We start from the raw sequence: 25,050 nt of genomic DNA, 5'->3' as shown, positions 1-25,050 counted from the left end.
TACACGTGTTTCCCTTCGAAAGTCTTTCGGCTGAGAAGTTTCGGAGACCCCTTTTCGGTCCGACGGCCCGCTTGAAGAGGCCGGAAATGCCTGTAATCCAACGTTTTTGTTTAGGAATGTTTCCTAGGTCGAATTCGGACCCCTGCCGAAAGTCACGCTTCGGGCCGCCGTAAATACCGGTGTCATCGACCTTTTTTGTGCGGGCCGCGCATGCCCGCGCCATCACCGGGATGCTCGGATGGCGAGGATGTGAAAAATGCGTGTTGCAGTCGCGCAATCTCTTACGTATATGTGAACGCACAGCGAGTCATGCGCTGTGGGGGATGATGCGGTGGGATGACGCAAGTCACCGTCATGACAGGGGAAATCAAGAGCCTTTACGACCCTGGCCCGACACGGCCAGGACGGCGGCGGCTTGCCACTGCATCGCAACAACATACGACTTCGGATACTCCAGGGGAGCCATTGAATGAACTTGTTTAACAACCGCGCGGGAGCGCTGGGACGGCGCACGGCGTTGGCCATGGCGATTGGCCTGGGCACTGCCTCCGGCGCCGTGATGGCGCAGTCGAACGTCACCGGATCCATCTTCGGGCAAGTGGCCCCGCAGCAGGGGACTACGGTCACCATTTCCAACCCCGAGACCGGTTTCGCGCGCTCCGTGTCGGTGGACGCGAATGGCCGCTACCGCTTCAGCTCGCTGCCCCCGGGCAACTACAAGGTCACGCTAGAAAACAATGGCGCCGTCGTAACCACGCGCGACAATGTTTCCGTGACGATCTCCGGCGGTTCGGAAGTGTCGTTCGGTTCGGCGTCGTCCGCATCGGAGGCCAGCACGCTGGAAGGTGTGTCCGTGACGGCGTCGGCCATGCCGTCGATCGACGTCTCGTCCGTGGACACGCGCACCGTGATCACTGCCGAGCAGCTCAACAAGCTGCCGATCACCCGCGACGTCCTGGCGGCCGCCCTGCTCGCGCCGGGTGTCATCGGCAACTCCAGCTACAAGGATGCATTGGGTAATCCGGTTCCCAGCTTCGGTGGCTCCGCATCGTCGGAGAACGCGTACTTCATCAATGGCTATGCCGTAACGAACCCGCTGACATCGATTGGTCTCACCCAGCTGCCATTCGACGCGATCGATCAGCAGCAGGTGCTCACGGGCGGTTACGGCGCCGAATTCGGCCGCTCCACGGGCGGTGTCATCAACATCGTGACCAAGCGCGGTACCAACGAGTGGCACGGTGGCGTGTACACGATCTGGGAGCCCTCCGGCACGCGTGCATCGCCGCGCAACAACAACTATCCCGATACGGGCTTTTACCCGACCACCGACGGCACGGTCTACCAGTACACGAAGAAGAACGCGTACTGGCGGTCGACCATCGGCGCGTACGCGAGCGGCCCGCTGATCAAGGACAAGCTGTTCTTCTACGTCGACGCCGAAATGAACCGTCGCGAGGGCCAGGGTATCGCCACCAGCACCACGGCGGGTGCGATCACCTCCGCCACGGTAGGCCGGAATGGCTGGAACGAATACCAGTACAAGATTCCGCGCTGGTTGGCGAAAATCGACTGGAATATTACCGACGATCATCACCTCGAGCTGACCGGCGCGTCCGACAAAACCGAATACACCTCCAAGACCTACGGCTTCAGCTATGCGGCTCTCGGTCACGGGCAGACGCAGAACGGTGGTGTCTATACCAAGGACGGCGGCGACCTGTACGTCGGCAAGTACACGGGCTACATCACCGACAACTTCACCGTGTCGGCGCTGTATGGCCAGCAGCGGCTGGATCACATCCAGTTGCCCTACCAGTACAACCCCAACTGCCCGTTGATCAACATCGCCACGGCGCAGGCTCGTGCGCCAGGCCTCGCCTACGGCGGTTGCCAGACCACCTCTACCTCTGTCCGCGTGCCGGGCGCCAACGACGAAACCAACGGCTGGCGTCTCGACCTGGAGTACCGCCTGGGCGACCACGACATCCGCTTCGGTGCGGATCGTCAGGAAGCGAAGTCGTTCACCGGCACATCGTTGCCGGGTGGCTATAGCTGGACCTACAACTACCAGAACAACCCGGGGCAGGCGATCGACGCCGGCCACGGCGTGGGTTCGCCGGCCGCCGCGGGCGGGCTCGGTACGCAGGGCTACTACGTCACTCGCACTTACACGACCACCTCAGCGAAGGTGAAGACGGTCCAGGAGTCGCAGTACATCGACGACCATTGGCAGCTCACCGATCGCTGGATGATCTACGCCGGCCTGCGCAACGAACAGTTCAAGAACTACAACGGCAACAACGAGGTCTACGCCAAGCAGCGTCATCAGCTCGCGCCGCGCCTCGGCGTGTCGTGGGACGTCAATGGCGACTCGACGCTGAAGATCTATGCCAACGCGGGCCGCTACCACCTCGCGATGCCGAACAACGTGGCGGTTCGCGCAGCGTCCGGTTCGCTGGGTACGTCGGAATACTTCAGCTACACCGGTGTCGATCCCACGACGGGTGCTCCCACGGGACTGGTGTCCGTGCCGGTCGACCAGGGCGCGGGCTATACGTGTAACGGATCGAACGCGGTCTCCGCGAACCTGGAATGCGGCATTGCGCCGGATCCCCGCACGGTCGCGGCGAAGGGCCTGAAGTCGCACTATCAGGACGAGTACATCGCGGGCCTCGACCAGGCGCTCACGCCGTCCCTCAATTGGGGTGTGAAGCTCACCTGGCGCCAGCTGCGCAGCGCCATCGACGACACCTGCACCCCGGCACTCGGCGGCGCCTGCTTCCTGTTCAACCCGGGTACCGGCAACACGTTCCTTCAGCAGCAGGATGACGGCTCCTTCGTCGCCGTGCATTATTCGAAGGACGCGCTGCAGCTGCCAGATCTCAAGCGCAAGTACTACGCCCTCGATCTGTACCTGGAGCATCCGTTCTCCGACAAGTGGTACGGCCGCATCGACTACACGTGGTCGCGTAGCTACGGCAACACCGAGGGCCAGCTAGCATCCGATCTCGATACCGGCAACGGCGGTCAGGCCGACGTTTCGGTGACACAGGACTGGGACCTTCCGCAGTTGATGGTCGGCGCGAACGGCAAGCTGCCGAACAACCGCACGCATCAGATCAAGGCATTCGGTTACTACCAGCTCAACGACGACTGGCGTTTCGGTGCGAACCTCAACATCGCATCGGGCCGTCCGAAGAACTGCACGAGCTTCTATCCGACGGCCGACGCAGGTCTCTACAACGGCTCGTTCTACTATTGGTGCGGCCTTCCGGGAACCGCCGGGTATAAGCGTTCCCCGCGCGGTTCGGCGGGCAACACGCCGTGGACCTATATCGTCAACCTCAATGCAGCGTACACGCCGTCCTGGCTCGACAAGAACCTGACCTTCCAGGTGGACGTGCTGAACGTGTTCAACAAGCAGACTCCCACGGCGTACAACCCGCGCTATGCGCAGTCCCGCTCCACGGTCAGTCCGCTCTACGACCGCGAACTCAACTACACCGATCCGCGTACCGTGCGCTTCACCGCGCGATACGACTTCTGATCCGAAAAGCCGCCGTAGAGCGACCAGCAGGAACCCCGTACGGCCCCCGTCGTACGGGGCCGACACAAGCAACTCCCCAGATCGCCCTCGACTTTCCAGTCGAGGGCCTTTTTACGGGCGGGGGCGCAGATTCCTACTAAGAACTTTTCCTAGGCAAAAATCCCATATAGGCCGAAAGTCACGGCTCGACGACAACGTAAGTGCCCGTAATTACGGAAAATTCACACCTTTGTAACGTGATATTGTCGGGCAAGTTATTGCTTCGGCAGGTAAAAAACCTGTGAGTTTTTCGTATTGCGGGAAGATGACGCCTTGCGTATATCTGTAGGCAATCACCTACATGGTGAGGTTTCGGGGGCGGGATTGTTTTGTGGATCCCGTTGTTTCTAGTAACAGATTCCAAGACCAGGCTACGAGCCGCCCCCCGCGTTGCGGGGCGGGCTCGGCTTGCCGCGATTCCGCATTTTTCTGCGGTAGCGGCTTTTAACGGGGAGAGCAATTCATGAGTTCACGTCATTACCGCGCCAATTCGCTGGGCCGCCGGAGCGCGCTGGCCCTTGCGATCAGCCTGGGCACCGTGTCGGGTGCCGTGTTCGCGCAGGCGACCACCGGTTCGATCTTCGGCCAGGTGCCCGCCGGCGCAGGCCAGACGGTCACCGTCACCAGCGACACGGGCGTAACCCGCACCGCTACCGTCGGCGAAGACGGCCGCTACACGATCGGCCAACTGCCGCTCGGCAAGTACACGGTCACCCTCAATCGTGACGGTGCCGCGGTCGACTCCCGCTCCAATGTCACCCTGCGCGTGGGCGCGGGTACGGAAGTGGGTTTCGGCGGTGCCGCCTCGGCCGCCTCGGCGTCCAGCCTCGAGGGCGTGACCGTTTCCGCCAATGCACTGCCCTCGATCGACGTGAGCTCCGTCGACTCGCGCACCGTCATCACGTCGGAGCAGCTGGCGAAGCTGCCGCTGGCCCGCACGGCCGAAGCGATCGCCCTGCTGGCGCCGGGTGCGGTGGCCGGCAGCTCGTTCTTCACCGGTCCCACCGGCAACCCGCTGGTGTCCATCGCCGGTAGCGCGGTCACCGAGAACGCGTACTACATCAACGGCTTCAACACCACCGACCCGCTCAGCGGTTTCGGTGGTATCACGCTGCCGTACGGCGCCATCGACCAGCAGGAAATCCTCGCCGGCGGCTACGGCGCGGCCTACGGTCGCTCGTCGGGCGGCGTGATCAGCCAGGTCGGCAAGCGCGGCAGCAACGAATGGCACTTCGGCGGTCAGGTGCTTTGGGAGCCCAAGGGCACCAAGTCCGACCCGTTCAACTACTACAGCCAGATCGGTGCGAACGCCGGAAAGATCTACGATCGCAACAGGGACGACAAGTTCTGGCGCACCACGTACTCGGCCTACGCCGGCGGTCCGCTGATCAAGGACACGCTGTATGTCTTCGTGGCCGCCGAACAGGAGCGCCGTGAGGGTTCGGTCACGACCAGCTCCGCTTCGCCGTTCGTGTACAAGCAGAACTATCGCAATCCGAAGTACTACGGAAAGATCGACTGGAACATCAACGATTCCAACATCCTCGAACTGACCGGCGCTTCGAACAAGCAGAACTACGACGCGTCGATCTACGACTATGACTATGCCACCGGCCAGCGTGGCGACTTCACCGGAAAGGACACGTCGGGTGCGCCGCAGAACAAGTCGGGCGCTGACGTCTACAGCGCCAAGTTCACTAGCTACATCACCGACGACCTGACCCTGACCGCCCTGTACGGCAAGATGAAGGGCACGTACTACACCGCGACCGCCGACTCGACGCTGCCGTCGATTCTGCAGGCCAACCAACAGAATACCGCGCTGACCGGCGGCGGCTTCATCACCAACGCCAACCCGTCCGCGCAGATCGCCGACCCAAAGCACAAGTCGACCAATACCAACTTGCGCGTCGACCTGAGCTACCACATCGGCGATCACACGATCACCGCGGGTATCGATAACCAGAAGGTTACCGACCAGAACGACGGTATTACCACGTCGGGCCCGGGCTATGCGTGGGAATACTGGCAGACGGATGCGAACACGCCGATCATCGGCACGTCGCCGACCGACGCTGCATACGTGGCGCCCCCGGGCGGTCAGGGTTACTACGTGGCACGCTACGTCTACAGCACCCAGGCGTCGGTGCGCACGACGCAGCGCGCGCAGTACATCGAAGACTCGTGGCAGGTGAACGACCGCTGGTTGCTGAAGCTCGGTCTGCGCAACGACCAGTTCACCAACTACAACCAGAACGGCGAACCGTACCTCCGTCTCAAGAAGCCGCAGTGGGCGCCGCGCCTCGGTGCCACCTGGGACGTGAACGGCGATTCCAGCCTGAAGATCTACGCCAACGCGGGCCGCTACTTCCTCGCGCTGCCGGCTTCGGTGGCTCTACGCTCCGCCGGTGCGTCGCTCTACACCCGCGAGTACTTCACCTACACGGGTATCGACGCCAACGGTGCTCCGACCGGTCTCACCCCGATCTTCAGCAGCACGGGCGGCCCGATCTCGGCCAACCGTGAGTACGGCATCCCGCGTGATCCGAAGACCGCTGCCGGCACCAACATCAAGTCCGAGTATCAGGATGAATTCATCCTTGGCTTCGACGCGATGCTGACCGACAAGTGGACCTACGGTGCCAAGGCCACCGTGCGCAAGCTGCGCAATGCCATCGACGACGTGGGCGACTCCAGCGCGATCCTGCGCAAGATGGACCGCCTGGGTATCGACCCGGACACCATCGGCGACATCCAGGGCAGCTACCTGTTCAATCCGGGTCGCGCGAATACCTTCCTCATCCCCAACGTCAATGGCGGCTACTACAAGGTCGACATGAACAATGAGGACTTCGGGTTCCCGCACAGCAAGCGCAACTACTACGGCCTGAATCTGTACCTCGACCACGCGTGGGACGGCAAGTACCAGGTCCGCTTCGACTACCTGTACTCGAAGAGCTACGGCAACTCGGAAGGCCAGGTGCGTTCGGACATCCGTCAGGACACCGTGTCCGCCACGGTCGACTGGGATTACGCCGAAGTCATGCAGTACTCGAACGGCGAACTGGCCAACAGCCGCAAGCACCAGTTCAAGATCTATGGTTCGTACCAGTTGGCTCCGGAGTGGATGGTCTCCGCGAACGCGAACCTCTCCTCGGGCGCACCGAAGAGCTGCCTCGGCTTCTACGGCCCGGGTCAGACGAACCCGAACCTCGGCTACGGCTCGTACTACCACTGGTGCGAAGGTCAGCCGTCGCCTCCGGGTGACGCGGGTCACAACCCGTGGACCTACATCGTGACGGGCGCGGTCGAATACCGTCCGATGTGGGCCGACAGCAAGCTCGCTTTCAACCTCACGGTCTTCAACATCTTCAACAACCGTGAGCAGACGCAGATCTATCCGATCCGCGGGAGCACGGCCAAGCCGAATCCGCGTTACGGCATCCCGCTCTACCAGACCACGCCGCGCTACGCCCGAGTCGGTATCACCTACGACTTCTGATAGACGGAACGGGTTTCAAGAACATCTACAACAAGAGAAGGTCGCCGGAGCAAGGGATGGCTCCGGCGTCAAAGGCAACATGCCTCCCCAGATCGCCCCCTGCCTCCCGGCCGGGGGCGCTTTTTTTACGGAACTGTTTCAGTTGTAAGCGAAATTCCCCGGAATTCCTGCGGTTGCAAGAGGCAATCGCCGACCAAAACGTAAGAAAAAGCGCCGATCCCATGTAAATAATTTGTTGACATAGGCCTCGGCGTACGCCTAGATTCGGCATCGACGACTCTGGACGACCCCTTCCCCACGGACTTGCGGGAAGTCTCGACCAGCGAGTCAGGGCTTCATCGGAAGCAGGTCAACGGGGCGACGCACCTCTCTGGGAGAGAGAAAGGGCGAAGGCAATCCCCGCACATGCGTCCGAACAGGCCACTTTTTTCCGGCTTCGGCCGGCTTTGCTCGTTTTCAGGCCCGGTTCGGGCTGATCTGGGGAGATTTGCAATGAGTTCTCGCAGCATCCGGCAGGCATCCGTCCTGCGTCGTTCCTCGCTGGCGCTTGCGCTCGCGATGGGTATGGGCCTCACCGGCACCGTATATGCCCAGGCCACCACCGGCAGCCTGTTCGGCCAGGCCGAACCCGGCGAAACCGTCCAGATCACCAGCGCCACCGGTACGACCCGTACCACCACCGTCGGTGAGAATGGTCGCTATACGTTCAACAATCTGCCGCTGGGCAGCTACAAGGTCACCCTCATGAAGGGTGGCGCGGCCGTCGACTCGCGCGACAACGTCGAGCTGCGTGTCAACGCCGGTACCGAAGTTTCGTTCACCGCTCCTGCCTCCGCCGCCAGCGCCTCGACCCTCGAGGGCGTGACCGTGGTGGGCAATGCGCTGCCGCCCATCGACGTCTCGTCCGTCGACTCGCGCACCGTCATCACCCAGACCCAGCTGAAGCAGCTGCCGCTCGGCCGCAGCGCCGAAGCCATCGCGCTGCTCGCTCCGGGCGTGACGCCGGGTGCGACCGGCACGGGCCTGCAGAGCCCGACCGGCCAGGCGCTGGTTTCGTTCGCCGGTTCGTCGGTCAATGAGAACGCCTACTACGTCAACGGCATGAACACCACCGATCCGATCAACGGTTACGGCGGTATCGTTCTTCCGTATGGCGCGATCGACCAGCAGGAAATTCTGACCGGCGGCTACGGTGCCCAGTACGGCCGTTCGGCCGGTGGCGTGATCAACGTCGTGGGCCGTCGCGGCACCAACGAGTTCCATTTCGGCGGCCAGTTGCTCTTCACCCCGAAGTGGGCGAAGGCCGATCCGCGCAACATCCGCTACGTCAAGGGTTCGCCTGAGGAAGGCGAGCTTTACCAGCGCCGCCAGGACAACAAGGATTGGGAAGCGATCGCTTCGGCCTATGCCGGCGGCCCGCTGATCAAGGACAAGCTGTTCGCGTTCGTCGCCGTCGAAGGCGCGCGCCGTGAAGGTCAGACGGTTGGCTCGGTCGCGACGACCCGCGTCACGGATTACCGTTACGACGATCCGAAGATGTACGGCAAGATCGACTGGAACATCAACGACAACAACCTGCTCGAACTGACCGGCGCGTCCTACAAGGACAACTACTCCGGCAGCATCTACGGCTACGACAACGACACGGCCACGCGTGGCGCGTATCGCAATCCGGCCACCGAGATCAACACGAAGCAGACGATGTGGCTGGCCAAGTACACCAGCTACATCACTGACAATCTCACGTTGACGGCGCAGTACGGTCGTCAGAAGACGCAGTTCTATACCAATCCTGCATCGACGGATCCGAATCTGATCGGCATCATTACGCCGGAAAACCAGAACCCGGCGGCAAACGGCGGCGTGGCAGGTGGCATCGGCAATGCGCAGAACCTGATCCAGGTTGACGATCCGCGCCACGAGAGCAAGGGTTCGAACTATCGCGTCGACCTGAACTGGATCCTCGGCAGCCACACGCTGGCCTTCGGTATCGACAACCAGTCGACTCAGGACAACGACGACGGCCAGTCGATGTACGGCAACGCTGGTTATGCGTGGGAATACGGCACTGTCGCCGAGGGTCAGACGATCGCGGGCGGACAGGTCACGCCGCCGGTTGGCTCGCCTTACTACGCCGCGCAGTACCGCCAGATCACCGCGGCCAGCGTTCGCGTGAAGCAGCGTGCCCAGTACGTTGAGGACAAGTGGCAGGTGAACGACAACGTTCTGCTGTCGATCGGCCTGCGCAACGACCAGTTCACCAACTACAACGGCAGCGGCCAGGCGTATATCACCCAGACCAAGCCGCAGTGGGCTCCGCGCCTCGGCGCAAGCTGGGACGTCTATGGCGACAGCACCTTTAAGGTCTACGCCAATGCCGGCCGTTACTACCTCGCCCTGCCGGCGGCGCCCGCCATCCGTGGTGCTTCCGGCTCGTACTACACCCGCGTGTACTATTCGTACACCGGCGTCGATCCGGCGACCGGCTACCCGACCGGCCTCACCCCGCTCAACACGGTCCGCGGCCCGGGCGCCGAGATTTCGGCCAACAACGAGTACGGCCAGTCGCCTGACCCGAAGATCGTCACGGCGAAGGGTGTGAGCGCGGAATACCAGGATGAGTTCATTGCTGGCTTCGACAAGACGCTCGGTACGGACTGGACCTACGGTGCCAAGCTGACCTACCGCAAGCTCGGTAACGCCATCGATGACTTCTGCGACACCGGTCGGGTGCGGGATGCCTTCACGGCCGCAGGCTACGACACCGATACGCAGAACTGGGACGCCGTGGGCTGCTACCTGTTCAACCCGGGCCGCGCGAACACCTTCCAGGTGGGTAACGCCGCCGGCGGTTACGATTCGATCAAGGTGTCGAACAAGGAACTCGGCTTCCCGCACCTGAAGCGCCACTACTATGCCGCCGAGCTGCACTTGACTCGCCAGAAGGGTGACGGCAACTGGTGGGGTACCGTCAGCTACACCTACTCCAAGCTCTACGGCAATAGCGAAGGCCAGGTGGATACCGATGCCGGTACCCGCAGCGACCCGTCGGTTACCCAGGCTTGGGACAACGCGCCGCTGATGGTTTATTCGAACGGCAAGCTCGCCAACGACCACACCCACGCGTTCAAGGCTTATGGTGCTTACCAGATCACGCCGGAATGGATGGTCGCGGGCAACATCGCCATTGTTTCGGGCGCGCCGCGCAACTGCTATGGCGGCTTCGGTCCGGATCAGGAAGATGCCGGTTACGGCGTCGAGTCCTACCACTGGTGCAATGGTCTCCCGTCGCCCCCGGGCTCGGGTAGCCGCCTGCCGATGACGCACACGGTGTCGCTCAGCTCGGAATACCGTCCGGCCTTTGCGGACCACAAGCTGGCCTTCAGCGTCGAGGTGTTCAACCTCCTCAACGAACAGCAGAAGACCCAGCAGTTCCCGTACTACGGCGTGTCGGACGCTCCGAATCCGCGCTACCGCAGCGCCTATGCGTACCAGACCCCGCGTTCGGTGCGTTTCGGTGTGACCTACGACTTCTGATCCTAGGAGTCGGCAGCCAGCGCCACGCCCGCGAGGGCGTGGTTCTGGAACTACAAGACGCCACCCTCGGGTGGCGTCTTGCTATTTGGCGCTTCGAAAAACCTCACGGGGATCAAGCAATTGCGCGTTTCCGGCAAGTCTGACTGGCAGTTAGCCGAGAAGCCGCGAAATCCGTTACATGTCTAGTTCGTCACTTGACTTTTCCAAACGTGCTTTTGCCGGTATGCTCACACGTTCCCCCCCGGAGGGCCGGTGCGCCATGCGCATGCGTATCTTCCGTGACCCACGACCATTTCTGTTCCGTAACGAGGTTCGACCATGCGCAGGATTCTCTTGTCGCTCGCATCCGTGGCCGCCATGGCGGCCCTCGCCGGTTGCAGCGGCGGTTCCGACACCAACGGCCAGCAGGCCGCGGGCCCGGCGGGCTCCGATAACGCCAACGCCGCCCCGGCCAACGCCGTCACCGGCACCGTCAGCCTGCGCGACGCCAGCGCCCAGTTGAGCCCGGATGCCAAGCTTGAGCTCAAGCTTGTCGACGTGTCCGCCGAAGGCTCGCAGCCGCTCGCCAGCAAGACGATCGCGCCGGTCACCATGCCGCAGTCGTTCCAGCTCGACTTCAACGCGTCGGACGTCAACCCGAACGACATGTACATCGTCGACGTGTCGCTGCAGGACGGCGAGCGCCACTACTCCTCGCCGCTGAAGACGCCGGTGCTGACCAAGGGCGCGAAGAACGCCGTCACCATCCAGCTCGTCGGCGAAGCCACGCCGGGTGAGAAGGAACTGGCCGGTTACAACACCCTCAAGAAGAACATCGGTGGCATGAAGGTCACCCAGGGCACCGCGCTGAAGGAAGGCGAGTCGCGCGGCTGGCAGATCTTCAAGAAGGGCAACGACGTCCAGTTCGTCATCGAACTGGTCGATTACGGCGACAAGGGTTTCACCTCCACGAACTACGCCTATAAGAACGGCAAGCCCTGGGTCATCGTGCAGGAGAAGAAGTCGAGCAAGGACGCCAAGCCGAACTCGATCGAGCGCGCGGGCTGGAACGACGCCGGCGAGCTGGTGCTGAAGCAGAACGAAGCCGGCGGCAAGGTCGATGTGTTGTCTGACGACGACGCGAACAGCCTGAAGAAGCAGGCCGAGGCGATGTACGCGAAGGGTGGCGGCAAGAAGTAAGGCCGCCTAATTAGCAAAAGAAGCCGGCCATGTGCCGGCTTTTTTTATGGTCGTTGGCCCGTGCGGATTATCCGGTAGGTAGGCGGTGGCACGACTCGACAGCGCTCCAACGCTATTCCGCTTCCTTGGAAGCACGAGAAGAGAGCCGTGCTTTGACCGTCAGGAAGTTCAAAAAAAAACGCCGGCACGAGGCCGGCGTTTTCGCTTCACAGTCTCGATGCTTCAGAACGCCAGCTTCACACCCAGGTTCAGACCGTTGTATCGCTGCGTATCATCGCCGAAGCGGCCGCTATAGCTGACCCAGCCGCTCCAGCTGCGGTTGAAGTCGGCGGTGACGCCGAGGTCAGCGGTGACCCAGGTCTTGTCGGGCGAGAAGCCCTGGACGCTGAACTGGCCGGCCATGTTGGTCAGACCCGCGGTGACGTAGCGGTCGTCCGCGCGTCCATCGTGGTTGTAGGCCACTTCGGCGAAGGGACGAAGCAGCGTGTCGCCCGACTGCCATGCGCCCTGCAGGCGCCAGCCGGCGGTCTCGATGCGCGAATTGCGAATCTGCTTGTCGAAGCGCATGGCGGTGCTGGTGTTGCTGCGTTCGGTGTAACCGAACACGCGCAGCTGCTCCCATTCAACCGACGCGAACGGACCGGTCTTCAGGGTCTCGCTACCGAACCACCAGCCGCCGCTCAGACCGCCGCCGACATGCGAGCCGTCCGTCTTGCCGGTTTCGGTACGGCGGGCCGCGCCGAGGTCGATGCGACGGTCGATGTCGGTGAAGCTCAGCTGGCCGAAGCTGGCGAAGCCGCCGAAGTAGCCGCCGCCGTTGTGATAGAAGGCGTAGCCCGAGCCGGCGATGTCCTGCATCTTGTAACCGCCGCCGCCCTGGAAGTCGGCCTTCGACTGCGCGACGCCCAGCGCGACGCCGACCGACACATGGTCGCTCACGCGCGCGTCGGCACCGAGGGTCAGGTTGACGTTGTCGCTGTCGGTCTTGGGTGACGTGTCGGTGTTCTTGAACTTTTGCTGGCCGTAATCCACCGCCGCGAAGAAGCGCGAGTCGGCACCGAAGTTATCGGCCATCATCTGGTTGCGCAGCGTGCGCACGTGAGCGGCATTGGACGCCAGGCCCGCTTCGCCGAGCAGCGAGATCTGCTGCGGCGCCGTGATCACCGAGATGGCATACTGACCCAGCAGCGCGTGCGCCGCGGCGGTCGGGTGGATGCCGTCAGCGAACAGGTAGGTGCTGGCGGCATTCGGGTCGCGTAGCGTGGCGGGCGAGCAGGTGATCGAGCTGGCCGTGGTGCAGGCCGGCACCGTGACGTTGGTGAAGCCGTAGGTGCCCGGGCTGGCGATCACTTCGTTGAGCAGCGCATACGTGTCGATGGGCACGATGCCACGGTTGGCCGAGGCGAGGCCGCCGCTGAGTACGCCGTTGTAGACCTGGGTCAGCTGGGTGATGCCGGCCGAGGCGGCGGCGCCCTGCGACAGGGCGGCGGGCGTCTTGCCCACGTCGGGCAGATTGAAGACGACGATGGTCTTCGCGCCGGCGGCCTGCAGCGCCTTGATCTGACCGACTTCGTTGGTGGCGGCCGTCGCGACCGTCACCTGTGCCGTGGCGGGGTTCTGCACGGCGGCAAGCAGGTCGTTGGCGCCGATCCACATCGTGTACAGGGCGTTCGGATTGGCCTTGCCGCCATTCGCGGCGAGGTACTGCTGCACCTGGGTGGACGTGGCCGGAACCGGATTCGCGATCGCTGCGCGCGCGCCGCCGAAGGCGTAATCGGTGCCGCCCTGGAGGGACGGGGTCAGCGTGAGGTTGAAATGCCTGGCGATGTTCTCGACGGCGACCGTGCCCGGGTTCGTGGTGAAGCGGGTGACCACCGGGGAACCGGAGAGCAGGGCGACGTTGCCGTTGTCGCTGAGGCTGTCGCCGAAGGAGACGACCTGCTGGTATCCGTCGGCGTGCGCCCCGGCACTGAAGAGAAGGGCGGCACCGATGGCACCGGCAAGATGACGAATTCGCATGTGGACACTCCGTGTGGGGCGTTAGAGAAACGTTACGGTAATCGAAGCCATACGCCGGCGCATGCTGCGCTGCGGTAGCGGGCCAAAAGGGAGAAAGATGTCGGCGGATCCCCCTTCCTTACAAAGGGGGATCCGTCCGCGCTGTCACGAGAGTTGGTTGAGTTATTTCTTCATCGCGCGCGACAGCGCGTCGGCAAACGCGCTGTTGGCCGGAGCCGGCGCGGACTTCGGCGCCTGCTGCCCACGCCCGCCCTGGGGCCCGCCGCGGCGGTTGCCGCCTGCGGAAGCGTCATCGCGCTGGGCGCCGGGACGGCCGCCGCGCGCCTCGCCCGGCACGTCGTCCAGGCGCATGCTGAGGGCGATGCGCTTGCGTGGCAGGTCGACCTCCATGACCTTCACCTTGACGATGTCGCCGGCTTTCACCGCGTCGCGCGGGTCCTTCACGAAGGTGTGCGACAGTGCCGAGACGTGAACGAGGCCGTCCTGGTGCACGCCGATGTCCACGAAGGCGCCAAAGGCGGCCACGTTGGTCACGCGTCCTTCCAGCACCATGCCCACCTTGAGATCCTTCAGGTCTTCCACGCCTTCGGCGAAGCTGGGCGCGACGAATTCCGGGCGCGGATCGCGGCCGGGCTTTTCCAGTTCCTTGAGAATGTCGCGCACGGTCGGCAGGCCGAAGGTCTCGTCGGTGAATGCCTCGGCTTTCAGTCCCCGCAGGAACGAGGTATCGCCGATCACCTGCTTCACTTCGCGGCCGCACTGCTTGAGGATGCGCTCCACGACCGGGTAAGCCTCGGGATGCACGCTGCTCGCATCCAGCGGATTGCTGCCACCGGTAATACGCAGGAATCCCGCGCATTGTTCGAAGGCCTTGTCGCCGAGCCGGGGAACCTTGAGCAGATCCTTGCGGCTGGGGAACGGGCCGTTCGCGTCGCGGTGCTTCACCACGTTCTCCGCCACGCTCGACGAGAGCCCGGCCACACGCGCGAGCAGCGGGGCGGACGCGGTGTTCACGTCGACACCCACGGCGTTCACGCAGTCCTCGACGCGGGCATCCAGCGCGCGTGCCAGCTTCACCTGGTTTACGTCGTGCTGGTACTGGCCGACGCCGATGGCCTTCGGTTCGATCTTCACCAGCTCGGCCAGCGGGTCCTGCAGGCGCCGCGCGATCGACACGGCGCCGCGGATCGACACGTCGAGATCGGGAAATTCCCTGGCGGCGAGTTCAGAGGCCGAGTAGACGGAGGCGCCCGCTTCGCTCACCACGACCTTGGAGAGCCCCAGGTCTGGGTGCTTGCGAATGACTTCGCCCACCAGCTTGTCCGTTTCCCGCGAGGCCGTGCCGTTGCCGATGGCGACGAGGTTCACCCCGTGCTGTTTCGACAGCTGCGCGATGCGAGCGATGGACTGGTCCCACTGGTTGCGCGGTTCGTGCGGGTAAATGGTGTCGTGGGCGAGGAGCTTGCCCGTGGCATCCACGATGGCGATCTTGCAGCCGGTGCGAATGCCGGGATCGAGGCCCATGACGGTTTTCGCACCGGCCGGAGCGGCGAGGAGCAGGTCCTTGAGGTTCTCGCCGAACACGCGGATGGCTTCGTCCTCGGCACCTTCGCGCACGCGGCCGAAGAGATCCAGTGTGAGGTGCAGGTGCAGCTTCACCCGCCAGGTGAGGCGAACGGTCTCGCGCAGCCACGCGTCGGCAGGGCGGCCACGGTCGACGATACCGGCACGCGCGGCCACGCGGCCTTCGCCCTCGGCATGGCCCTGCTCGGCATCGGCGCCGGGGTTCAGGTCGATCTCGAGGATGCCTTCGTTGCGGGCGCGCATCAGCGCCAGCAGGCGATGCGACGGAATCTTCGCCACCGGCTCCATGTGGTCGAAGTAGTCGCGGAACTTCGCGCCCTCGTTTTCCTTTCCGGCGACGACGGTGGCGCGAATCTGACCCTTTTCCCAAAGCCAGTCGCGCAGTTCGCCCACGAGCGCGGCGTCTTCGGAAATCGTTTCCATGAGGATGGCGCGGGCGCCGTCGAGCGCTGCCTTCGTATCGGCGACGCCCTTCTCGGCGTCCACGTAACCGGCGGCGACGGTTTCCGGATCCTGGGTGGGGTCGTCGCGCAGGGTCAGCGCGAGGGGTTCCAGGCCGGCTTCGCGCGCGATCTGCGCTTTCGTGCGGCGCTTGGGCTTGTAAGGCAGGTAGAGGTCTTCGAGCCGCGCCTTGGTGTCCGCGGCGAGGATGTCGGCGCGGAGGGCGTCGGTCATCTTGCCCTGTTCGGCGATGCTGTCCAGGATCGCGGCGCGGCGGTCTTCGAGTTCGCGCAGGTAGCGCAGGCGCTCTTCGAGCAGGCGCAGTTGGGTGTCGTCGAGGCCCCCGGTGACTTCCTTGCGATAGCGCGCGATGAACGGCACGGTGGCGCCGCCGTCGAGGAGCTCCACCGCCGCGCGCACCTGTTCGGGCTTGGCGGCGATGTCCTGGGCAATACGTTGTTCGATGCTCTGCATGGGTTTCCTGTCGCTTGCTCTGCCGACCGGCCTATGGGGCCGGGCCGCCGATGATAGCAAGGCGACGGAAGAGCCTCCCTGCGGAGGCTCAGGCGTCGAAGCGGCCGCCAGGACGGGTGTCGGCCGCCGCCGGTACGGCCACCGTGCTGTCCGCACGCCCCGTCAGCACGTAGGTGCTGGCCAGCAGGTCATGCACGCCCTGCTTGCGCTGGGTGAACGCGGCAGTGATGTAGAACACCATGGGAATGAGCACGGTGAACGCGTTGACGAGACGCACGGCGTTACGTCCCGCGGCACGCGCCACGGTGAGGCGACGGCCTTCGACATCGGTTACGCGGATGCCCACCGCCAGCTTGCCGGGCGTGGCTTGCCACTTCGAGCTTTCGAAAAACACGTAGTAGGCGAAGCCGATGACCAGCAGCACATAGGTGATCGGTTGCACGGCTGTGGCGTAAGCGCTGATTGCCGCCGTCTGGTCGTTTTCGATGCGGCTGAGGAGGGTGGTCATCGCCGCGCCCAGCCCCATGGCAAGGCTGATCGCCGTGAATGGCACCATCAGGATCAGGTAGTCGATGACCCAGGCGCCGAAGCGCAGCCAGAACCCGGCGTATTCCGGTTCCGCCGATTCGGTGACCCCCATGAAGGGCGGCGCAGGCGGCGGCGTGGGCGGCACGGCGCCCGGCGCCGGGCGCTCGTCCGGGAACAGGTCACCAAGCGGACGCCAGTCGGTCATGCCTTCGTACCAGCCCAGTTCCTCCGGACGGCAGGTGCCGTCGCGCAGCCACTGCCGGACTTCGCTCTCTTCGTAGGGGCCGAAGCGTTCGCCGTTCCGTCCGATCCAGACCTGCATGGTGTTCCTTCCGTTCGCTCAATGCCCAAATGATGCCAGATGGGCCTGAAGGGCGTGTAGGAGCGCGCCTTGCGCGCGACATGTTTTGGGGCCGTTCCCTGAAGCTGGCGCGCGAGGTTGGGGACCGGTGCGAAGAGCTGTCGCGCGCAGGGCGCGCTCCTACGCGGCGCGGCGCTTCAGGTGCACCAGCAGCAGCGAGATGGCGGCCGGGGTCACGCCGCTGATGCGCGAGGCCTGGCCGATGGTGGCGGGCTGCGACCGCTTCAGCTTGAGCAGCACTTCCGCCGACAGGCCGCGTACGCGGTCGTAATCGAAGCCTTCGGGAATGGCGGTGGCCTCATGACGGCGCTGGCGGTCGATTTCCTCCCGCTGGCGCTCGAGGTAGCCGGCATATTTGGCCTGGACCTCGACCTGCGTGGCCACCTCGGCGTCGTCGACCGGGGGCCCCAGTTCCGGGACGGTGGTGAGCGTCGTGTAATCCATGCCCGGGCGGCGCAGCAGGTCGAGCGCGTGTGTCTCCCGGCTCACGGCGATGCCGAGCGAACGCTCGATGGTGGCACCCAGCGCATTCGTGGGAGCCGCCCAAAGGCCCTTGAGGCGCGCGCTCTCGCGTTCGGCGGCTTCCCGCTTGGCCTCGAGCCGGCGGAAGCGTGCCTCGGAGACCACGCCGCGGGCGTAGCCCTGCGGCGTCAGTCGCAGATCGGCGTTGTCCTCGCGCAGGTGCAGCCGGTATTCGGCGCGCGAGGTGAACATGCGGTAGGGCTCGATCGTGCCGTTCGTGGTGAGGTCGTCGATGAGCACGCCGATGTAGGCCTCGTCGCGCCCCGGGTACCAGGGTGCGTCGCCCCGCACGCCCAGCGCTGCATTCATGCCGGCGATAAGGCCTTGCGCGCCGGCTTCCTCGTATCCGGTGGTGCCGTTGATCTGCCCCGCGAAGTAAAGGCCGGGAATGGCCTTGGTTTCCAGCCAGGGCTGCAAGCCGCGCGGGTCGAAGTAGTCGTACTCGATGGCGTAGCCGGGGCGAGTGATGTGCGCCTGTTCGAAACCGGGAATGGAACGGACCAGCGCGTATTGCACGTCGAACGGAAGGGATGTGGAAATGCCGTTGGGGTAGATCTCGAAGGTGTCGAGGCCTTCGGGCTCCACGAAGATCTGGTGCGAGGTCTTGTCGGCGAAACGAACGACCTTGTCTTCGATCGAGGGGCAATAGCGCGGACCCACACCTTCGATCTGGCCGCTGTAGAGCGGCGACCGGTCGAGCGAGCCGCGAATGAGTTCGTGCGTCGCCTCGGTGGTATGGGTGATCCAGCAGCTCACCTGGCGCGGATGGTCCGCGGCCGACCCCATGAACGAGAAGTGCGGCATCGGATCGTCGCCGGGCTGCTCGTCCAGCACGGAGAAGTCGATGCTGCGGCTGTCGATGCGTGGTGGCGTGCCGGTCTTCAGGCGGTCGGCGGCCACGGGCAACTCGCGGAGCCTGGCGGCGAGGGTGGAGGCGGGCGGGTCGCCGGCGCGGCCGCCCGCGTATTGCGCGGGGCCGATATGGATCTTGCCGGCGAGGAAGGTGCCCGCCGTGAGCACCACCGCCGGCGCATGGAAGTCCAGACCCATCTGGGTGCGCACGCCCGCCACGCGGCCGTCGACGAGGATGAGGTCGTCCACGGCCTGCTGGAAAAGCACGAGGTTCGGCTGGGTTTCCACCATCGATCGGATGGCGGCCTTGTACAGCGCGCGGTCGGCCTGGCAACGGGTGGCGCGGACGGCCGGCCCTTTGGAGGCATTGAGCGTGCGCCATTGGATGCCCGCGCGGTCCGCGGCCACGCCCATGGCGCCGCCGAGAGCATCGATTTCCTTGACCAGATGCCCCTTGCCGATGCCGCCGATGGCCGGATTGCAGCTCATCTGGCCGATGGTTTCGATGTTGTGGCTGAGCAGGAGCGTGCGCGCGCCGGCCCGGGCCGAGGCCAGGGCGGCCTCCGTGCCGGCGTGACCGCCGCCGACCACGATCACGTCGTAGGATTCGTTGTGCAACATGGGCTTGAATGGGCTTCGGATGCCGGATGGGCGATTTTACGCCCTTACGCGACCCGCCGGTGGCATGGCTCGTGCTTGCCCATGCGGGCACTTCTTCCGGGCAGACGCTGCGCGATCAGCCGCGCGCCGAGGCCGAACACAGGGGTTTGGCCGAGTGCCGGAAGAAGGAAGCGGAATGCGGGCAAGGACGCCCCGTTCGGTTCGGGGAATGAGATCTGGCGCCCGGCGGTCTCAGGAACAGGGGGAATCCAGGATGACCGTGCTGCCGGGCGCCAGAAACCGAATGACTGGCACAAAGAGCCGCGGCCTCGACCGCGGCTTTCTCTGTTGGGGCCAACACTACACTGTCCGAATGAACCATGTGTGACTTTTGCGTCAAGGACGTGCTGTATTTCGGCAATTGGTGACGCAGTACGTCAGTTTTTTCTGAAACTGGGTCAGCCCAAGGCCACCCTGGCGAGGATATCGGTGAGGTCGCGCGAGAGATCCGTCCGCGCGGCCAGCGCGGCGACCGAGGCATGGGCCGCTTCCCGCCGCACGGGCTCGAGTCGCTTCCACCCGTTGAACGCGGTGGCTACCCGTGCCGCGACCTGCGGATTGAGCGCGTCGATGGCCACCAGCCGGTCGGCCAGCCAGCGATACGACGCGCCGTCCGCGCGATGGAACCCGGTGGGGTTCGCCCGCGCGAAGCTGCCCAGCAGCGACTGCACGCGGTTCGGGTTCTTGAGCGTGAACGCCGGATCGTTTTCCAGCGCCTGCACGCGCGCCAGCGCGTCGGCACCGGGCAGCAGCGCCTGCATGGCGAACCACTTGTCCAGGGCCAACGCATTGCCGTCGTAGCGCTGGCGGAAATGGGCGATCGGCGCCTCGGCGGCGGTGGGAGCATAGGTGGCGAGGGTGGTGAGGGCCGCCAGGCGGTCGGTCATTGCCGGTGCGTCTTCGTACTGGGCGAGAGCCCGCTCCCTCGTGCCCTCGGGGTCGACCAGGGCGAGCAGGTCGAGCACGCGGCGCTTCAGCTGTCGGCGCGCCTGGCTCGCGGCATCGAGCGTCGCGCTGGACGCGGCGCGAAGCGACTCGTAGCGTCCACGCAGCGCTGCCACCCCGATCCGCCCGGCCAGATCGCGGAGCATGGCCTGGCGCGCCTCGCGAATACGCTCCGGATCGCGTTCCGGCTGGCGCTCGACGAGTTCGATCTCGCCGGGCGGCGTAAGCAGTTCGGCAAGCAACGCATCGTCCAGCCGGCCCTCGGCGAAGATATCCGCCAGGGCTCCGGTCCACGCCGCCAGGGCGGAGCCACCGGTGTTTCCGTCCCGGCAGTCGTCGTAGGCGAGTCCCGCAAGCTGCTGGCCGGCTTCCCAGCGATTGAAGCCGTCCGCATCGTGGCGAAGCAGGATCGCCAGTTCGTCCGGCTGATAGTCGCTTTCCAGAATGACCGGCGCCGAGAAGCCGCGCAGCAGCGAGGGCACCGGCGCGGCGCTCACGTCCTCGAACACGAAGCTGTGTTCCGCCGTATCGAGGACCACCGTACGTTCCGTGCCGCCATGCGTGCCTTCGCCTTCCAGGCGCAGGGGCAGCGCATGGCCCTCGCGGTCGAACAACGACAGCCGGACCGGAATGGGTAGCGGCTGCTTGGCGGGCTGACCGGCTGTGGCCGGCGTGCGCTGGCGCAAGGTGAGCCGATAGCGGCGCTGTGCCGGATCGAAGCGACCCTCCGCCGTGAGGCGCGGCGTGCCTGCCTGTCCGTACCAGGCGAGGTAGGGCGACAGGTCGATGCCATTCGCTTCGCCGAGCGCGGCAAGAAAATCCTCGATCGTCGCGGCTTGCCCGTCGTGCCGGTCGAAGTAAAGGTCCATGCCCTTGCGGAAGCCGTCCGGCCCGAGGTGGCCGGCCAGCATGCGCACGAGCTCGGAGCCTTTTTCGTAGACCGTGGCGGTGTAGAAGTTGTTGATCTCGCTGTACTGCGACGGCCGTACCGGATGCGACAGCGGGCCGGCGTCTTCCGGAAACTGCGCGCGGCGGAGCAGGGCGACGTCTTCGATGCGCTTCAGCGGCACCGAATTCATGTCCGCGGAGAAACTCTGTTCGCGGAAGACGGTGAGCCCTTCCTTGAGGCTGAGCTGGAACCAGTCCCTGCAGGTGACGCGATTGCCGCTCCAGTTGTGGAAATACTCGTGTGCCACCACGGCTTCCACGTGCCGATATTCGTCGTCGGTGCTCGAATCGGGGTCGGCCAGCAGGTATTTCGCGTTGAAGATGTTGAGCCCCTTGTTCTCCATCGCGCCCATGTTGAAGTCGTGCGTGGCGACGACATGGAAGACGTCCAGATCGTAATTTCTTCCGTAGACGCGTTCGTCCCATTGCATCGAACGGATCAGCGAGTCCATCGCGTAGCCGCAGCGGCCTATGGCATCGGGTTCGGCCCAGATATGCAGCGCCACGGCCCGGCCGTCCGCGGTGGTGTAGTCGTGGCTGATCCGTTCGAGCCGGCCGGCCACCACGGCGAAGAGGTAGCTGGGTTTCGGGTGCGGGTCGACAAAACGTGCCCAATGGCGGCCGCCGTCCAGTTCGCCCGCGCCGTCGGGATTCCCGCCCGCCAGCAACACGGGGAAGCGCTGCCTGTCGGCGCGGAGCGTCACCGTGTAACGCGAAAGGACGTCGGGACGGTCGGGGAAGAAGGTGATGTGGCGGAAGCCTTCCGCCTCGCACTGCGTCAAGAGGAAGCCATTCTCGCGGCTGCCGGAAAGGTAGAGCCCCTCGAGCGCTGTGTTTTCCGCCGGGCGGATGGCGACGCGCGTGGCGATCGTGCAGCGATCGCCTTCCACCGCCACTTCGAGAACGCCGTTGGCGAGGATGTATTCGCCCTCACCGAGACGCCGCCCGTCGACCGTGAGTTCGAGCAGCTCGAGCCCTTCGCCGTCCAGCCGGACCGGCTCATCGGCCTGGCGCACCATCGCCAGTGTGGCGGCGACCTCGGTACGGTCGATGCCCAGGTCGAACGCGAGGTCGACGTGCTGCACCGACCACGCCGGGGGGCGGTACTCGGAGAGGCGGATGACGGAGGTGGGGGTGTCGGAGCGGTCGCTCATGGCTGCACACGTCGTTTGGTCCCAGGCAGGCTAACATGCGTCCGAATCCGTCAAAAGGAAGGCATCATGTCTCGCTTCACCGTTACGCGTTCGTCCCTGGGCGCCCAGGAACTGGTGGTGCTCGTCGACGCGGACGCGGACCGCGAGGTTCGCATCGCCCGCCGCGGCGCCACCGTGCTCTCCATCGTCACGTGTTCCGCGGAGGCGCGTCGCGACATCGCCGACGGTTTCCGCGACGAGAAAGAGCTGCTCGGGCACAAGGGATCGCGCTTCGCGATCATGGCGCCGTTCGCCAATCGCGTGAACGACGCGCGCTATACGTTTGAAGGAAAATCCTACGATTTGCAGCCGGGTGCCGTCGGTGCCGACCGGGCGATCCGCCACGGTTTCGTGCGCGCGGTGACGTTCGACATCCAGCGGGAACATGCCGACGACGACCACGCCTCGGTCACGCTGTTCACCCGCGCGATCCGTCCGGAGACGAATCCCGGCTACCCGTTCTCGCTCGACGTGGCGGTCACATTCACGCTCGACGACAAGGGCCTGACGGTGGAATCCAGGACGCGAAACGTCGGCGACCACGCCGCACCTGCCTTCTTCGGCTGGCACCCGTACTTCCGGCTCTCCGATAACCCCATCGAGGGATGGGAACTGCACGTGCCGGCCGACACCGTCATCGCCACCGGCGAAGACTTCATTCCGTTGCCCGGCACACGTGCCTGGAAGGCGCTGGACAAGGCCGACGCGAGTCTCGATTTCCGCAAGCCGCGGCCGATCGGCGACCTTGCCCTGAACAACACGTACACCGACCTCCAGCTCGATCCGGACGGTCGCGCCCGCACGCGTCTGCGCGACCCCAAAAGCGGCACCGGCATTGCGGTATGGCAGGAAAAGGGCGTCATGCTCGTGTTCACCTCGGACACGGCCGAGCGCGATGCGCGCAAGTCGGTGGCCCTCGAGCCGATGGAATGCATGGCGGATGCCTTCAATCGCGACGACTGCACGCCCCTGGTGACGCTACCCGTCGGGGAGGAGCGCCGCTTCATCTGTGGCGTGGAGTTCGACCGTTGAATCCGTTGCCCAGCTTCGCCGATATCCGCGATGCCGCGGCACGCATCGCACCGTATGCCACGGTAACGCCCGTGCTGCGCAGCGACCGCATCGACGAACTCGTCGGTGCCCCGATTGTGTTCAAGTGCGAGAACCTGCAACGTGGCGGCGCCTTCAAGTTCCGCGGTGCCACCAATGCGGTGTGGTCGCTGGGCGAGGACGAAGCCGCCGGTGGCGTCGTCACTCATTCGTCCGGCAACCACGGCAACGCGCTCGCGATGGCCGCGCGTACGCGCGGCATTCCCGCGCACGTGGTCGTGCCGGACGGCGCCGTAAAGGCAAAGGTCGATGCGATCGTCGCCGCCGGTGCCACCGTGCACCGCTGCGCACCCACCACGGCGGCGCGCGAGGCGGCGGCGGCCGAGATCCAGGCAAGCACCGGCGCGACGCTGGTGCATCCCTACGCCGACCCGCGCGTCATGGCGGGGCAGGGCACACTGGTTCCCGAACTCTTCCGTCAGGTGCCCGGTCTCGACACCGTCCTCTTTCCCGTCGGCGGTGGCGGTCTTGCTTCCGGGTGCTCCATTGCCGCGCATGGGATCGACCCCGGCATCGTTCTCTTCGGCGCGGAACCCGAAGGCGCGGACGACGCCGCCCGCTCGCTCGAGGCCGATGAGCGTGTCGGCCCGTTCGTTGCCGATACGGTGTGCGACGGCCTGCGCACGCTGATAGGCGAGCCCAACTTCCACGCACTGCGCGAGCATGGGGTCCGGGTGCTGCGGGTAAGCGACGCGGAAGCGGTGGCAGCCATGAAGTTGTTGTGGAGCGAATTGCGCATCGTCGTCGAAGTGTCGAGCGCCACCGTGCTGGCCGCCGCGCTGCGCTATCCGCAAGCCTTTGCCGGACGCCGTGTCGGCGCCGTCCTTACGGGCGGCAACGTCGACCTCGACGCCTTGCCCTGGTGACGCGGACCTGTGGGCGTTGCCCAAGCCAGATGACAGCGGCCTACGATGCAGCGGCCCCGCGCAGGCGCACATGAGGCCACGCCGCCAGCGGACACCGCCGGAAAAGACCCGACTGTAACCTCGCTCGTCCTTCAGGAGTTCGCGAGGTGGCTATGCGCTGCGCATGGGCCGAGCAGAACGACGCAGAACGCGTCTATCACGACACCGAGTGGGGTGTGCCCGTTCACGACGATCGTCTCCTCTTCGAGACGCTGGCATTGAGAGGCGTGCAGGCCGGTTTGGCCTGGCGCATCGTCCTTACCAAGCGCGAGGCGTTTCGCCGTGCGTTCCACAACTTCGACATCGCCGCCGTCGCGGCCATGAGCGATGCAGAGATGGCGACGGTGCTGGCCGATCGCGCCGTCATTCGTAACCGTCTGAAGATCGAGGCCATACGGAGCAATGCCCGGCTCGTCGCTCGCATCGTCGCGGAAGAGGGCTCCTTCTCCTCGTTCCTGTGGTCGTTTGTCGACGGCGTGCCAAAGGTCAACGCCCGTCGCGACTGCGACCCGATGCCTGTCTTCGACACGGCGTCCGATCGCATGAGCGCGGTCCTGCGCGAACGGGGCTTCCGTTTCGCCGGTACGGCCATCTGCTACGCCATGATGCAGTCTGCCGGGCTGGTCGACGACCACGCGTGCGAATGCTTTCGTCGCCGCTGACGCCACGTTCACCGCGGCTGCACCGCCGACCCGTTGCCA

12 protein-coding genes are annotated in these 25,050 nt (G+C 64.9%); 7 read left to right on the top strand and 5 right to left on the bottom strand.

Annotation, left to right across the window (positions count from 1 at the left end):
• Window positions 1-469: 469 nt before the first annotated feature.
• The 4 genes from HBF26_RS15490 to HBF26_RS15475 all read left to right on the top strand — a co-directional run bounded on the left by HBF26_RS15490 (window position 470) and on the right by HBF26_RS15475 (window position 11,807).
• Window positions 470-3,550 (top strand): TonB-dependent receptor, encoded by a 3,081-nt coding sequence (locus tag HBF26_RS15490; RefSeq protein ID WP_167128424.1) that lies wholly within the window; start codon window positions 470-472, stop codon window positions 3,548-3,550.
• A gap of 502 nt (window positions 3,551-4,052) precedes the next feature.
• Window positions 4,053-7,091: a TonB-dependent receptor gene (locus tag HBF26_RS15485; protein ID WP_167128421.1), complete on the top strand. Its 3,039-nt coding sequence runs from the start codon at window positions 4,053-4,055 to the stop codon at window positions 7,089-7,091.
• A 492-nt stretch (window positions 7,092-7,583) separates the two neighbouring features.
• A complete protein-coding gene (locus HBF26_RS15480) occupies window positions 7,584-10,628 on the top strand; it encodes a TonB-dependent receptor (RefSeq protein WP_167128418.1) in 3,045 nt (1,014 codons plus the stop codon).
• Between the two features lie 318 nt (window positions 10,629-10,946).
• On the top strand, window positions 10,947-11,807 hold the full coding sequence (locus HBF26_RS15475; protein WP_167128417.1) for a DUF1481 domain-containing protein: 861 nt from the start codon (window positions 10,947-10,949) through the stop codon (window positions 11,805-11,807).
• A 222-nt stretch (window positions 11,808-12,029) separates the two neighbouring features.
• Here HBF26_RS15475 and HBF26_RS15470 read toward each other — a convergent pair whose 3' ends face one another.
• The 5 genes from HBF26_RS15470 to pepN form a co-directional block, all read right to left on the bottom strand.
• The gene (locus HBF26_RS15470) at window positions 12,030-13,826 is read right to left on the bottom strand and encodes an autotransporter outer membrane beta-barrel domain-containing protein (protein WP_167128415.1); all 1,797 of its coding nucleotides are present in this window, start codon (window positions 13,824-13,826) and stop codon (window positions 12,030-12,032) included.
• Between the two features lie 162 nt (window positions 13,827-13,988).
• The gene (locus HBF26_RS15465; RefSeq protein WP_167128412.1) at window positions 13,989-16,325 is read right to left on the bottom strand and encodes a Tex family protein; all 2,337 of its coding nucleotides are present in this window, start codon (window positions 16,323-16,325) and stop codon (window positions 13,989-13,991) included.
• 88 nt (window positions 16,326-16,413) lie between these two features.
• Window positions 16,414-17,175 carry an RDD family protein gene (locus tag HBF26_RS15460; RefSeq protein WP_167128409.1) on the bottom strand — a complete coding sequence of 254 codons (762 nt, stop codon included), beginning with the start codon at window positions 17,173-17,175 and terminating at the stop codon, window positions 16,414-16,416.
• Window positions 17,176-17,334: 159 nt separating this feature from the next.
• Window positions 17,335-19,209 carry a tRNA uridine-5-carboxymethylaminomethyl(34) synthesis enzyme MnmG gene (mnmG, locus tag HBF26_RS15455; protein WP_167128406.1) on the bottom strand — a complete coding sequence of 625 codons (1,875 nt, stop codon included), beginning with the start codon at window positions 19,207-19,209 and terminating at the stop codon, window positions 17,335-17,337.
• A gap of 437 nt (window positions 19,210-19,646) precedes the next feature.
• Complete coding sequence (pepN, locus tag HBF26_RS15450; protein WP_167128403.1) at window positions 19,647-22,295, bottom strand: aminopeptidase N; 2,649 nt, start codon at window positions 22,293-22,295, stop codon at window positions 19,647-19,649.
• Between the two features lie 66 nt (window positions 22,296-22,361).
• On the opposite strand from pepN, the gene HBF26_RS15445 reads away from it, so the two are divergent.
• The 3 genes from HBF26_RS15445 (at window position 22,362) to HBF26_RS15435 (ending at window position 25,011) form a co-directional block, all read left to right on the top strand.
• Window positions 22,362-23,366, top strand: coding sequence for an aldose 1-epimerase (locus HBF26_RS15445; RefSeq protein ID WP_167128400.1), 1,005 nt, complete (start codon window positions 22,362-22,364; stop codon window positions 23,364-23,366).
• Complete coding sequence (locus tag HBF26_RS15440) at window positions 23,363-24,310, top strand: threonine ammonia-lyase (protein WP_167128397.1); 948 nt, start codon at window positions 23,363-23,365, stop codon at window positions 24,308-24,310. The genes HBF26_RS15445 and HBF26_RS15440 overlap by 4 nt, the downstream gene beginning before the upstream one ends.
• A gap of 152 nt (window positions 24,311-24,462) precedes the next feature.
• Window positions 24,463-25,011, top strand: coding sequence for a DNA-3-methyladenine glycosylase I (locus HBF26_RS15435; RefSeq protein ID WP_167128481.1), 549 nt, complete (start codon window positions 24,463-24,465; stop codon window positions 25,009-25,011).
• Window positions 25,012-25,050: the final 39 nt, after the last annotated feature.

Source organism: Luteibacter jiangsuensis (assembly GCF_011742555.1).
Lineage (GTDB): Bacteria > Pseudomonadota > Gammaproteobacteria > Xanthomonadales > Rhodanobacteraceae > Luteibacter > Luteibacter jiangsuensis.
This window is presented reverse-complemented; position numbering and strand designations above follow the sequence as displayed.

Coding starts and splice junctions, on each gene's coding strand:
- pepN (WP_167128403.1), bottom strand. CDS start 22,295: ATGAGCGACCGCTCCGACACCCCCACCTCCGTCATCCGCCTCTCCGAG.
- HBF26_RS15480 (WP_167128418.1), top strand. CDS start 7,584: ATGAGTTCTCGCAGCATCCGGCAGGCATCCGTCCTGCGTCGTTCCTCG.
- HBF26_RS15485 (WP_167128421.1), top strand. CDS start 4,053: ATGAGTTCACGTCATTACCGCGCCAATTCGCTGGGCCGCCGGAGCGCG.
- mnmG (WP_167128406.1), bottom strand. CDS start 19,209: ATGTTGCACAACGAATCCTACGACGTGATCGTGGTCGGCGGCGGTCAC.
- HBF26_RS15465 (WP_167128412.1), bottom strand. CDS start 16,325: ATGCAGAGCATCGAACAACGTATTGCCCAGGACATCGCCGCCAAGCCC.
- HBF26_RS15435 (WP_167128481.1), top strand. CDS start 24,463: ATGCGCTGCGCATGGGCCGAGCAGAACGACGCAGAACGCGTCTATCAC.
- HBF26_RS15460 (WP_167128409.1), bottom strand. CDS start 17,175: ATGCAGGTCTGGATCGGACGGAACGGCGAACGCTTCGGCCCCTACGAA.
- HBF26_RS15475 (WP_167128417.1), top strand. CDS start 10,947: ATGCGCAGGATTCTCTTGTCGCTCGCATCCGTGGCCGCCATGGCGGCC.
- HBF26_RS15490 (WP_167128424.1), top strand. CDS start 470: ATGAACTTGTTTAACAACCGCGCGGGAGCGCTGGGACGGCGCACGGCG.
- HBF26_RS15470 (WP_167128415.1), bottom strand. CDS start 13,826: ATGCGAATTCGTCATCTTGCCGGTGCCATCGGTGCCGCCCTTCTCTTC.
- HBF26_RS15445 (WP_167128400.1), top strand. CDS start 22,362: ATGTCTCGCTTCACCGTTACGCGTTCGTCCCTGGGCGCCCAGGAACTG.